Raw genomic sequence first — 12,361 nt, forward strand, 5'->3', positions numbered from 1 at the left:
ATGAAAGCAGCGGGCTTTTATCTTGAACGCAGCACTTACCTGTAATAGGAATAATAATGAAAGCGAAAATGATGGTCGTGTGTTTGGGAGTGGCAGCTGGGTTGGTTTCGATGAACGTCCGGGCGGCAACAGATTCAACAACGTTTGATGTCACTATTTCCATCACTCCGTCTTGCAATATCAGTACCTCGGGCAATGGAGCGCCAACACTGGCTTTTGGTTCGCACGATTCGTTCCAGACCAATGTGACCGGTTCGACGAACCTGATTGTGACGTGTACCAATGGCGCAGACTATCAGCTTGGCCTCAATGAAGGACTCAATGCGGGCGCAGCGGGTGACGTGAATACGCGGCGCATGGTCGGCGTCAGTACCACGCCGGATAATACGACAGATTACGTGCCGTATCAGCTTTATCAGGATTCAAGCTTTGGCACGGTTTGGGGCAATACGCTGGATACGGACACCAAAGCGGCAACCGGAACTGGTGCCCAGGATACCCATACGGTGTATGGTCAGGTTCCAAGCACCAATTTCACTGTTGGGAACTACCAGGATACGGTCACGGCCACGGTGACATTCTGATTGTTTGTTGAATCATAGGTCTTAGGAATACCACTATGATTGCGAATGATTGAATGGGCAACACGGGGAAAGCTAACTGCGTTGTTGACGACGATATGCTGTATGCTGGCCGATTCGGCCGGTGCCCAGTATATCCCGCCCCCTGACCGGTACAGCAGCGGCGCGGCGAGCCATGAAGCGCAATTTAACACGGTTTATCTTGACGTCTCGCTTAACGGCAATCCAGTCGGCAACCTGACTCCGTTCATTGAAAAAAACGGCAAGCTGTCTGCAAGCCCAAGTGTCTTGCGCAGCTTGGGTTTTCGCGTGCCTGAAGCCGCTGCTGCGCCGATTGCGCTCGATGAAATGGAATCGCTTGTCTATCGTTACAATCAGCAGGTACAGCAAATTTCGATGACCGTTCCACTGGACGAGCTCGATTGGGAGGCGACGCAACTGACCAATGAAACCTCTGCTGATATCGATGTTTCCTCGGGCACTGGACTACTGTTCAATTATGATATCTACGCATGGTATTCAAGCAGTCGATATAAGTCGGTCAGCGCTTTTTCCGAATTACGATTCTTCAGTCCACTTGGTGTCGTGAGCAGCACGGCGCTATTTAAAAGGGAAACCGGCTTTGTACAAGGCCGTTGGCAGAGCGAGGCGGTGCGCCTGGACACGCAGTGGGAAACGTCCTGGCCGGCCAGCGCGATTAGCTTGCGTCTGGGCGATACGCATACTGCGACGCTGCCGTGGTCTCGTGCAACCCGTATTGGCGGTATTCAAGTGAGCCGCAATTTTGCGCTCAAGCCTTATTTCTCGACAGCGCCCTTGCCATCATTCCTTGGATCGGCCGATATTCCGTCAAACGCCGAACTGTATGTCAATGGCATCAAGCAATTTGAAGAACAGGTGCCTGCTGGGCCATTTAATATCCAGACCATGCCATATATCAGTGGCGCAGGCAACGCGACGCTAGTGTTGACAGACGCAATGGGCAAGCAGCGGGCCGTAGAACTGCCCTTTTACAATAGCACGTCCTTACTGAAAAAAGGGCTGGCAGACTGGTCCGTCGAGGCTGGTTATGTACGCCAGGCGTACGGCATTAAATCCTTCGATTACGGTCATGATCCGATGTATTCCGGTTCAATTCGCTATGGGATGACCAATGCGATTACCGCTGAAGCGCATGCAGAAAGCACGAAAAAACTGATCAACTACGGCGCAGGCTTTAACGCGAGACTCGGCCGATTCGGCGTGATGTCCGGTTCCTACGCCAGCAGCACGCACGATAATGTCAAAGGCAATATGTATGGATGGGCGTACCAATGGCAGGGAAGTCGCTTTCATATAAGCGCAGATCTGAAGAAAGCCCAAAAAACCTATCGTGATGTCGCCTCCTTGTACGGTTCGGAAGTGCCCGAGCGCAACCGTATTTTGTCGACCGGAATCAACATGGATACATGGGGGCAATTGGGCGTCAGTTACATTAACCTCAAGTACTACGGGCAACCAGCAGATAAATATCTGAATATGTACTGGAGCAAGCAGCTGAATGACACCGTCAATATCGCCCTCAATTACAACAAGGATTTGTCGAGCTCGGGTCGCCAGACATTATTTCTGGGCGTCTCCTTCAATTTTGACCGGCGCTACTCGGCCTACGTATCGGCAACGGCGCTGAACGATACAAATCGCTATTCGGCCAGTCTGTTCCGGCGTTCTGAAGACGATGAAGGGTTGTCCTGGATGATTCAGTCGCAATACGAAAGGCATGCTGCGGGACTCTATGCCAGTGCAAATTATCGAGGTCGCTATGGCGAGTACTCAGCAGGTGTGCAGAGTGACCGGGGCAATAGCGCGGCCTACGCCAACACCACCGGTTCGCTGGTCCTGATGTCAGGCGGCGTATTTGCCAGCCGCCAGATCCAGGACGGTTTCGCTGTCGTATCGACCAATGGAGTCAGGGATGTGCCGGTGCAACTGGAAAATCGCAATTATGGTACAACCAATAACAGCGGTTTGCTGATCGTGACTCCCTTGAACGCGTATCAGAAGAATCGAATCTCGATTGATCCTGCCGCGCTGCCGGCCAATATGATGATTGACAAAGTTGATACGACGGTTGCGCCAGAAAGAGGATCAGGCACTCGCGTGCTTTTCAAAATTGCGCCGGCCCGCGCTGCTACCGTGATACTGCACGATCGTGAGGGTCAGCCGCTGCCGCTGGGAACCCCGGTGCGACTTAACGACAGTGCGGACGCTGTCGTGGGCTACGATGGCATCGTCTATCTGGAACAGTTGCAGTCCCAAAACATGGCTACCGCAACGCCCGCATCCGGACAATGCCAGGTCCGGTTTGATTACACCGATGCCGAAGAGACAATACCGCGCCTCGGGCCTTTGGTATGTGAGGAGTAAAACTGATGCGTCCGCTCAAATTGATCTTCTTATCATTTTTCTTTATCGCGGCTTCAATGTTTGCCTCCGAAAGGGCGCATGCTGCCTGTACAGCCAATGTCACGGCGGTCAATTTCGGCATGATAAATCCCGTGTCTTCGGGTGCGATAGACGTGAGCGCGACAGTCAGTTATTCCTGTTCCTCGCTAATTTCCCTGTTGAGCTACATAAAAGTCTGTATCGAAATTGCCCCGGGGGCCCCAAACACAGATCCGGGCAATCGTGTGTTGACGCATAGTTCCATTGAAACCGAAAAGTTGTCCTATAACGTCTATTCAGACCCGGCTCGGACAATCGTGTTTGGAAATACCTATACAGGGGGTAGCCCTGCAGCGGTGACGAAAACTTATGGACCATACACACTTGGACTTCTTGCAACCGCACGCGACACGCAAACCGTTTATGGCCGTATTTCAGCGGCCAATCCGTTCATGCAGCGTAGCGTCGGACAGTACAGTGCCACGCTGCCCATTACCGTGAAGATGGCGCTGGTCTCTGCCGCGGGCCTGAGTCCATGTCTGGATCTGTCTCCTGCAAATATTTCATTGCCGGTTTCTGCTACTTTGATCAGCGCCTGCAGGATCAGCGCCCAGCCATTGAACTTTGGAATTCATCCGAGTAACTTTACGAGGAACATTACATCGACCTCAACGATTACGTCTTCGTGCACCAAAGGAACACCCTATCAAATCGGACTGAATAACGGTTTGCATGCGATTGGTAATCAGCGACGAATGAAAGCTGGCGATGGCGCGTTTATTAATTACGAGTTGTACAAGGATGCCAGCCATTCGCAGCGCTGGGGCTCGGCGCTCAATACAGCGGAAACGCTTGCGGGCGTAGCTACTGGCGTAGCGCAGAACGCCTCGGTCTATGGCGCCGTAGTGCCCCAGGCCGGATTAAAGGCGGCAGATTATAAAGACACGATCACAGTCACCATTACGTATTAAAGGCAGAAAGGTTGCAAGCGCCGCGGCCTCACAGAAGGGGCGGAATGGCACCGGCTGATACGGCGAAGTTGGATCGCCGTGGCACGACGGAACGCGAATGCGTCGATGAATAGATCGATCGCATTCGCTTTTGTGGTCCAACGCTGCTATTTAATAGCGCCGTATTTTTTCAGGATTTCAACTGTCTTGTCGATTGGCAGGGCTTCAACGGTGCGGCCGTCTCTTCCCGTGATCGTTGTTGCCTTGAGCAGTGAATTGTAAATGGCTTCCTCGGTCGCTTCTACTGTAGCGAGAAAGAGCGGCGACATGGCATTATTACCCAGCACTTTCGTTTCCCGTACTGCATCGGACGAGTTGATCCGGCTTTCAGGTGCGGTGCTAAACGCAATGACGTAATCACCACTGCCATTGGTCGCTGGCGATCCAGTGCGTGCCAGGCCCAGCATGGCTCTGTTAGCCAGTCGTTCCAGGTTTCTGCTACCGAGCGGCGCGTCGGTGGCAACAATCATCATGATGGATCCATCAGCACGATCGCTGACGTGATCGAGCTGGATCGGATCGTTTGCCGATAGCTTCAGCGCGTCTTTGCCGGCATTTGCGCTAACCTCTTTGCCTTCGATGGCTTCTTTCAAATAGTATCGCCCCAATTCTTTTCCTACCGGCGCACCATTCATGGTAAGCACGCCTCCGAAATTAGTTTGTACCAGCACGCCGACGGTATAACCTCCGGCGCTTTCAGGCACAACACGAGACGATGTTCCGATACCGCCCTTGAATCCGAATGCTTCTGTGCCGGTGCCTGCGCCCACGGCGCCTTCCTCGACGGGACCGGTACTGGCTGACTTCAATGCTGCGAATACTTCATCCTGGCCGACGTGGCGGCCGCGAAGATCATTAAGCTGGCCATCATTGGTTTCACCGACCACCGCATTGATCGATCGTACGTCCTCGTTTCCTGGCAGCGCTAGCATCCAGTCCAGCAAGGCGTCAGCCACCCGGGGTACGTTGAGAGTGCCCGTCAATAGAATGGGGGTTTCAATCTCACCAAGCTCTTTTATTTGGGTAGAGCCCATCAGTTTGCCAAAACCGTTTCCAATGTGCACAGCCGCAGCGACTTTTTCCTTGAAGAGGTTGCCAGCGTGAGGCAATATCGCCGTGACGCCGGTGCGTATATTGTCGCCTTTATTGAGCGTAGTCTGCCCCACTTGAACGCCTTTGACATCGGTAATGGCATTCAGTTCTCCCGGTGACAGGACACCGCTGACCAAGCCGATATCTCGTGCTCTGGGGCGGGCATTGTTGTCCTGCGCATGGTCCTGGTCAGCCTGCGCCACGTCGGCGGCAACAGCCGGTCCCTGGACACACAAAAACGTCATGGCTAACATCGCTGAAAGTAACTTTGGTGCTGCACATCGCACGGCAATCTCCTGAAAAATTATTGATTTAAATTGAAGTCAAACCTACAGGGCCAAAACGCGGAGTGTGTGCGCGTTCTTACGCGTCATGCTCGCGACAGACCTGTAGGTATGTGAACGGACCGATGTCGGCCTTGGTTCACCATTGCCGATCGTTGTCGGCTCTGATATGCGCTTTCGATACGCACTTTTGTTGCACCTTTCCCGGCCGCCATGAAAACACCGACTTCATGACCCCCTGCAACACAGTCTTGCAATACTGGCCGAGCCGCATTGAAAGTCTCCCGCGACAGGTGAGGGTGAGTTGGGTTTTCTTGCAGTCGCAAATAACGGGATGGGGGCCAGTGCGAGTTCGCGCCTGCGATGACAATACGCTTCCTTTGCGATCTGATATAACGGTGAGCCGACAGTTTGATGTGGCGCTAAACTGACGTTGACCCCCATCATTTAGAAGCCTCATAAAGATCTAAAAGGCGCGGCCTTGCTGAAAAGATTATACGTGATCCTATTGCAATTGAAATAAATTTCTTCAGTCACTTATTCTTTGCTTTTGCGATAGCTGACAAGCCGGGCCCCGGGTTATGAGTTTGATGCGCAGAGCAAATGAATAAAAGCATGAGTGGGCTGGTGTGTCCGCTCAGCGCATAGTTCAAGCAGGCTTCAAAAGTGAGGATAGCGCAACGACAAACGAGTCAAACGCAAGCCACCCGGACTAGGGACAAAATCTTGAAAGTAACGCCAATGGCGAGACTGACCGGAAGAGCAACAGCAAGACCAGGAGTAGAGCAAAAACAGAGCGTGTGCAATGCCAGAGCAAAGCCGGAGCAAGAACAATAGAAAGAGTGGTGGCCCGTCATGCTCGCAGGAGGCTCGCACATCACGAACGTTATTGGAAAGAACTTTCGGTTTTTTTGCGAGCGGGTTTTCAGGTTCGATAAGCGTTTGCAACTCAACACATTTAATTGTTTTTCATTCAGTCTTACGGAAAAATTGGGGTATACCCCGTCGTTGAAAATTTCAAATAAGTATATTATTCATGAAAATGAAAATTTCATTTTCAATATAAATGGACACTGCGGATGAAGACCATAGAAAGTGCAACGCCGCCGCCTGGTGCCCGTTTCACAGGAAAAATCGTGTCATTCGTCGATTTCTGGCTAGGACAGCAATTGCGGGAAATCAGGCGTGAACAAAATCTTTCCCTGGAACAGGTCGCACGCCGGGCAGATATATCAATTGGTTCGCTCAGCCAGATCGAACGCGGCATGACTTCGCCAACGGTCAATATGCTGAACCGCATCTCGGGCGCGTTGAATATTTCGCTGGGCGATTTGCTGAGTAATTCTGAATATTCTGATGAACAGACCGATGGCTGGATAGCCCGGGCCACCTCGCACAAGCAGGTGGTAATGAAAGACAAGAAGATCATAAAAAAAATCATCACGCCGTCGCGCTGCCGTTCAGTGGATTTGTACCAGGCCATTATCCAGCCCGGCGGCAGCTCGGGTGATGAATGGATTACGACGCGTAGCGGCGAGATCAGCGGGCTGGTGATCTACGGGCAATTGCAGTTGTGGTTTGACAAGCGTTATGTGAGGCTTGAGCAGAATGATACGTTTTGCTATACGAGCGAAATGCCACGCAAGTGGAACAATCCAACCGATCAGGACACATGTGTGCTGTGGGTTATTACCAAACCCGAAAGGGACTAGGAGAACTTCATGGGAATGAAAAAACTGATATCTGTTTGTATGCTGGCCGCTTGCCTGAACGGGTCTGTCGCGCTGGCCGCAGAGAGTTATAAAGTCGGCTCCACGCCAACCGGCATGCCCTTTACCTATCTGGATGCTAAATCAGGAAAAATTGCAGGTGTGATGGTTGATGTGATCGATGCCGTATCCAAGAAGGCCGACTTTACATATGAGATCAGTCCCATGGTATTTTCAGCCCTGATCGGATCGCTACAATCGAAACGGATCGACATCATCTCGGCGGCCATGCTCAAGACGGACGAACGCGCCAGGGTTATCGACTTTACCAATACTATCTTCAGTTATGGTGAAGGCCTTGTGGTGCCCGATAGCGACAAGACGCAGTACACCGAGCTTGAGCAGTTGAAAGGAAAAACCGTCGGCATCCAGATCGGTACTTCCTATATTGCGCCGGCACAAAAGGCCGGGCTTACAGACATCAAGCTATACGAAGCTTCTACTGACATGATGCGTGATCTGGTGCAGGGGCGCGTTCAGGCCGTGCTGGTTGACCAGCCGATTGCCGCTGCGTATCTGAGCAACAATATGTTTAAGAACGTGCATCTGGTGGAAAGCTATAAGCCGGTTGTTGTGCGTGGCCTTGGGTTGATTACACGCAAGGGTGATACAGAACTGCAGCAAAAACTCAATGCTGCCATTGACGCACTCAAGGCTGACGGAACGGTTGCATCCATTCTGAAAAAATGGAAGCTTGAACAGTAATCTGCGACCGGCGGGCCTGGCAATTGCCCGGCCCGCAATGGTGTGCTAACAGGAATGATGGCTTCATATGGATGAATTATCGGTAAGAATCGCCGAGTATTTCCCGGTGCTGTTGCAAGGTGTGAAGGCGACACTCATCGTCACGGGTGGCTCGTTGCTGCTCTCAAGCGTGCTCGGTCTGATCTGGGCGCTGATGCGCAGTTCCGGCATCCGCTGGCTGGCCTGGCTCAGCGAGAGCGCAGTCAATATTATTCGTGGCATCCCCATTATTGTCATTCTGTTCTACGTCTATTTCGTCTTTCCGGATATCGGTATTGATGTTAACGCAATCCAGGCTTCCATTCTGGGTCTGGGCGTCGCCTATTCAGCGTATCAGTCGGAAAATTTCCGGGCCGGGATCGAGGCAATCGATCACGGACAGGTGGAAGCGTCGCAGTCCATGGGCATGACCTGGGCCACCATGATGCGTCGGGTGATCCTGCCGCAAGCGGTACGCATCACGTTACCCCCGTACGGCAATACCATGATCATGATGCTCAAAGACTCTTCTCAGGCTTCTACGATTACCGTGGCGGAACTGGCAATGCAGGGCAAACTGCTGGCCACATCGAATTTTGATAACGTCACCGTGTTCACTATGGTCGCGGTCATGTATCTTGTCATGTGCATGCCACTTATTTTCCTTGTCAAATATCTGGAAAAAAGGACAAAGCGAGCATGATCACACTTGAAAATGTTCACAAGCGTTTCGGTCAGAATCATGTTCTGCGAGGCGTCAATGCCACCGTGAAAGATGGTGAAGTCGTCTGCATTGTGGGCCCGTCAGGATCGGGCAAGTCCACAATTTTGCGCTGTATCAATGGACTGGAGACTTATGAGGAAGGGGCCATTCACATCGAAGAGAAGATTGTCGACCGGCAAAGCAATCACCTGAGGCAGATTCGCCAGGAAGTGGCAATGGTGTTTCAGCGCTTCAATCTGTTTCCCCACCGTACTGCGCTTGAAAACGTCATGGAAGGGCCGGTCTATGTCAAGGGAATCGACCGGAACCAGGCGCGCCAGGCTGCTACGCAGTATCTGGAGAAGGTCGGACTGGCAGATAAACTGTCGTCCTATCCGCAGCAATTGTCCGGTGGACAGCAACAACGAGTCGCGATTGCACGAGCACTGGCCATGGAGCCGAAAGCTATCTTGTTTGACGAGCCTACCTCGGCGCTGGACCCGGAACTGGTTGGCGAAGTACTTACTGTGATGGCCGATATGGCTCGCGCCGGCATGACAATGATTGTGGTGACTCATGAAATGGCTTTTGCCAAAGAAGTGGCCGATCGTGTGTTGTTCTTTGACCAGGGGGTGATTGTCGAAGAAGGCAAGGCGACAGATATTCTGAATACGCCGCAGCATCCCCGGACCCAGGATTTTCTTCGGCGCGTGTTGCACCCGTTCTGAATTCTATTGCATCTGTACTTAAGGAATTTTCATGTTTCCAGATAACCGGTTCCCGCTGGCGCCCGCGTTGTGGCACGATACCGCAGTCGAGCCTGCGGCGACCACACCATTGGGTGGCAGAGCCGAAACAGATACGCTGATAATCGGCGGTGGATATGCCGGCCTGAGTACGGCTTTGCATCTGGCAGAGTCAGGCGCGCAGTGCATGGTGCTTGAAGCCAAAGAAATTGGTTTCGGCGGCTCCGGCCGTAACGGCGGTCAACTGGTGCCAGGTCTGAAGAAGGATCCATCTGAACTGATCGCCGCATACGGCGCCGAGCGCGGGGGCCAGATGATTGAGTTTGCCCAGGCCACGGTCAGTACGGTTTTTTCAGTGATTGATCGCCACAAATTGAATGTGCCGCATACGCGCAATGGTTGGATACAACCGGCGCACTCGCAAACGGCGCTCTCGCTCGTACAGAAGCGGCTTGCCGACTGGCAGAAGCAGGGCGCGCCCGTGCGAGGCCTCTCGCGCAGCGAACTGGCCGATTTGCTTGGCACCGATCAATATTACGGGGGCTGGTTTGATGAGCGCGGCGGCTCATTGCAGCCGCTTAGCTACGTTCGTGAACTGGCGCGCGCTGCGTTGCAGGCGGGAGCGTTGGTGCATACCGATACTGCCGTGCAGTTTATCGAGAAAAAGGGCAGCGGCTGGCACGTCACGACCAGCAGCGGATACGTGGTCCAGGCTCGCCGGGTGGTCGTTTGTGCCAACGCTTATAGCGATGGTATTTGGAAAAACCTGAAAGAGTCCGTTGTGGATCCCAATACGTACCAGGTTGCCACGGCGCCGCTGCCTGATGATATTGCCAAAACCGTTCTGCCGCATGGGCAGCCGGTTTCGGACACGCGCAATCTGCTGCTTTACTTTCGCAAGGACCATACGGGGCGATTCATGATGGGAGGCCGGGGCCCCTTTCGTGAACCGAGAGGAAAACAGGACTGGGATCATCTGAAGAAAGCGATCACGCTGTTGTACCCGCAATTGAAGGATATTGCATTTGAATACTACTGGTGTGGGCGCGTGTCGGTAACACAGGACTATATGCCGCACCTTCATCAGCCTGAACCGGGCCTGATTCTCAATATCGGTTGCCAGGGGCGCGGCATCGGATTGCAGACAGCAATGGGCAAAGCCATTGCGTCGTATCTGCAAACTGGCAACGAAGCTGCGCTTCCTGTACCATTTACCCCCGTGCAACGGTTGCCGTTTTACGGTCTGCGCAAACTTTATGTGGGCGCCCTGATTTCCTGGTACCGTTATCTGGACAGTCGTACCTAGCCAGATCGCGACAATTTATTATCGAATTTGACATAAAGCAGGACAATATATGATACCCGTTGTACTCGCATCGGAAAACAGTGCCGCTACACAGAAGTGGCTCAATGTGATTCGTCAGCATTTCCCCGATCTGGACGCGCATGTTTTCGATCCGCAAGCGCCCAATGCACATGCCGAGGTGCGCGCCGCGATCGTCTGGAAACCGCCGGCTGCGCTGTTTTCACGCTATCGCGCGCTGGATCTGGTATTCAATATGGGCGCGGGCGTAGACGCCATTTTGCGTCAGCCAGACATTCCTCAAACCGCTCGTATTATCCGCCTGGAAGATGCCGGGCTGGCTAACCCCATGACCGAATACGTCGTCCATTATCTGTCGCGCATTACGAGAAACTTCGGGGTCTATGAACAGCACAAGAAAAACCGGCTGTGGCAGGGCGCCGAGCAGACACCCGTGCAGAACTGTACGGTTGGCGTCATGGGGCTGGGCGTGATCGGGGCGCGTATCGCGCAGGCGTTAAGCGCACTGGATTATCCGGTGCAGGGCTGGTCGCGCAGTCCCAAAGCGCTGCCGGGTATCAAAAGCTTCCATGGGCAAGCGCAGTTTGCCTCCTTTTTGGCCTCAAGCCAGTTTCTGATTAACGTCCTGCCGCTGACAGACCAAACGCGGGACATTCTTAATCGTGATAGTCTGGGACAGTTGCCTGAAGGCGCGGTCCTGATGAACATCGGTCGCGGCGAACATCTGGTGGAATCCGATCTGATATCGATGCTGGACAAGGGGCATCTGTCACAAGCCATACTTGATGTCGCGCGGCAGGAGCCTTTGCCGGCTGATCATCCTTTCTGGACGCATCCGGCCATTACCCTGACCCCGCACATCTCGGGGCCTACCAATCATTATCTTGCCATCAAACAGATTCGTGACAAACTGCATGATGCCTTGCAGGGCAAACCAGTCAGCGGTGAAGTCACGCCGGATTCTGGATACTGAGGCATCCGGATCCCGATCCGGTCATCGGTCTCATGGCTTCTTGACACCCGGTTGTGCTGTTCTTTGGTGGCGCTGAAGATTTCGGTTTCGTTGTCCAGAGACAGTCCCGGTCTGAGCAGCGCCGGGAATCCGCGCACATCAGTGGGCGCTCTCGGATTGTTCCGTCCGCAGGCGAACCTCTCTGCCGTGCGCCGCCAACGCGATGATAAAGGCACATTGGCGTTACAATCGGACAGAGCCGCAATACGCTGACCGGCAGATGACGAATGGGGAGCCATGAATGTCGACCGCTCGAATACCACAATCGAAAAACCTGGCCGCCGATTCCGCGCCGGATTCACCCGCGCCGCAAGCGGTCATATCACATCTGAAAAACGCCCGTTTCGATCAGGGCTTGCGAGCGTTTTTTGAGTACCGCGATCTGGGTGTGGCCAAGGCAACGGGCGGCGCCTATTCCGTGCATGTCATCCGTGCCCTGGCAGGTCATGACGCCTCGGGCGTGCCTCATTTGCATCAGCTGGATTTCCAGTTTGTCTATGTGTTGCAAGGCTGGGTTGAGTTTGAATATGAGCAGACCGGCAAGGTTCGCCTGGAGCAAGGCGATTCGGTGTATCAGCCGCCCGGGATCCGCCATCGGGAAATTCGCCACAGTGCCGATCTGGAAATGCTGGAAATGGTGTCGCCAGCAGAGTTTCCTACCGCAACACTGGAGCACGTTTGAATCATGGAGCA

The 12,361-nt window shown here is 53.3% G+C and carries 11 protein-coding genes; 10 read left to right on the forward strand and 1 reads right to left on the reverse strand.

The features are described 5' to 3' along the window. The first annotated feature begins 56 nt into the window (after positions 1-56). The 3 genes from CAP48_RS07770 (at position 57) to CAP48_RS07780 (ending at position 3,976) form a co-directional block, all read left to right on the forward strand. Positions 57-584, forward strand: coding sequence for a spore coat U domain-containing protein (locus CAP48_RS07770; RefSeq protein WP_100695414.1), 528 nt, complete (start codon positions 57-59; stop codon positions 582-584). 102 nt (positions 585-686) lie between these two features. Further along, positions 687-2,987 (forward strand): fimbria/pilus outer membrane usher protein, encoded by a 2,301-nt coding sequence (locus tag CAP48_RS07775; protein ID WP_161495220.1) that lies wholly within the window; start codon positions 687-689, stop codon positions 2,985-2,987. 5 nt (positions 2,988-2,992) lie between these two features. Then, positions 2,993-3,976, forward strand: a complete 984-nt coding sequence (locus CAP48_RS07780) for a spore coat U domain-containing protein (protein WP_100695416.1) — start codon at positions 2,993-2,995, stop codon at positions 3,974-3,976. 146 nt (positions 3,977-4,122) lie between these two features. Here CAP48_RS07780 and CAP48_RS07785 read toward each other — a convergent pair whose 3' ends face one another. Continuing rightward, on the reverse strand, positions 4,123-5,352 hold the full coding sequence (locus CAP48_RS07785; protein ID WP_100695417.1) for a P1 family peptidase: 1,230 nt from the start codon (positions 5,350-5,352) through the stop codon (positions 4,123-4,125). A gap of 1,118 nt (positions 5,353-6,470) precedes the next feature. Between CAP48_RS07785 and CAP48_RS07795 the strand changes: the two genes are divergently transcribed. From CAP48_RS07795 to CAP48_RS07825, 7 genes are all read left to right on the forward strand, one after another. Next, a complete protein-coding gene (locus tag CAP48_RS07795) occupies positions 6,471-7,103 on the forward strand; it encodes a helix-turn-helix domain-containing protein (protein ID WP_100695419.1) in 633 nt (210 codons plus the stop codon). A gap of 15 nt (positions 7,104-7,118) precedes the next feature. Next, entirely contained in the window at positions 7,119-7,865 is a 747-nt protein-coding gene (locus tag CAP48_RS07800) for an ABC transporter substrate-binding protein (protein WP_100696709.1), read from the forward strand. A 67-nt stretch (positions 7,866-7,932) separates the two neighbouring features. Next, positions 7,933-8,586 carry an amino acid ABC transporter permease gene (locus tag CAP48_RS07805; RefSeq protein WP_100695420.1) on the forward strand — a complete coding sequence of 218 codons (654 nt, stop codon included), beginning with the start codon at positions 7,933-7,935 and terminating at the stop codon, positions 8,584-8,586. Further along, complete coding sequence (locus tag CAP48_RS07810; protein ID WP_100695421.1) at positions 8,583-9,314, forward strand: amino acid ABC transporter ATP-binding protein; 732 nt, start codon at positions 8,583-8,585, stop codon at positions 9,312-9,314. The genes CAP48_RS07805 and CAP48_RS07810 overlap by 4 nt, the downstream gene beginning before the upstream one ends. A gap of 31 nt (positions 9,315-9,345) precedes the next feature. Further along, a complete protein-coding gene (locus CAP48_RS07815) occupies positions 9,346-10,638 on the forward strand; it encodes an FAD-binding oxidoreductase (protein WP_100695422.1) in 1,293 nt (430 codons plus the stop codon). A gap of 49 nt (positions 10,639-10,687) precedes the next feature. Further along, positions 10,688-11,629, forward strand: a complete 942-nt coding sequence (locus CAP48_RS07820) for a glyoxylate/hydroxypyruvate reductase A (RefSeq protein WP_100695423.1) — start codon at positions 10,688-10,690, stop codon at positions 11,627-11,629. 280 nt (positions 11,630-11,909) lie between these two features. Then, positions 11,910-12,350: a cupin domain-containing protein gene (locus CAP48_RS07825; protein ID WP_100695424.1), complete on the forward strand. Its 441-nt coding sequence runs from the start codon at positions 11,910-11,912 to the stop codon at positions 12,348-12,350. Positions 12,351-12,361 lie beyond the last annotated feature (11 nt).

Source organism: Advenella sp. S44, assembly GCF_002810445.1.
GTDB lineage: Bacteria > Pseudomonadota > Gammaproteobacteria > Burkholderiales > Burkholderiaceae_B > Advenella.

Coding starts and splice junctions, on each gene's coding strand:
- CAP48_RS07770 (WP_100695414.1), top strand. CDS start 57: ATGAAAGCGAAAATGATGGTCGTGTGTTTGGGAGTGGCAGCTGGGTTG.
- CAP48_RS07775 (WP_161495220.1), top strand. CDS start 687: ATGCTGGCCGATTCGGCCGGTGCCCAGTATATCCCGCCCCCTGACCGG.
- CAP48_RS07780 (WP_100695416.1), top strand. CDS start 2,993: ATGCGTCCGCTCAAATTGATCTTCTTATCATTTTTCTTTATCGCGGCT.
- CAP48_RS07785 (WP_100695417.1), bottom strand. CDS start 5,352: ATGACGTTTTTGTGTGTCCAGGGACCGGCTGTTGCCGCCGACGTGGCG.
- CAP48_RS07795 (WP_100695419.1), top strand. CDS start 6,471: ATGAAGACCATAGAAAGTGCAACGCCGCCGCCTGGTGCCCGTTTCACA.
- CAP48_RS07800 (WP_100696709.1), top strand. CDS start 7,119: ATGAAAAAACTGATATCTGTTTGTATGCTGGCCGCTTGCCTGAACGGG.
- CAP48_RS07805 (WP_100695420.1), top strand. CDS start 7,933: ATGGATGAATTATCGGTAAGAATCGCCGAGTATTTCCCGGTGCTGTTG.
- CAP48_RS07810 (WP_100695421.1), top strand. CDS start 8,583: ATGATCACACTTGAAAATGTTCACAAGCGTTTCGGTCAGAATCATGTT.
- CAP48_RS07815 (WP_100695422.1), top strand. CDS start 9,346: ATGTTTCCAGATAACCGGTTCCCGCTGGCGCCCGCGTTGTGGCACGAT.
- CAP48_RS07820 (WP_100695423.1), top strand. CDS start 10,688: ATGATACCCGTTGTACTCGCATCGGAAAACAGTGCCGCTACACAGAAG.
- CAP48_RS07825 (WP_100695424.1), top strand. CDS start 11,910: ATGTCGACCGCTCGAATACCACAATCGAAAAACCTGGCCGCCGATTCC.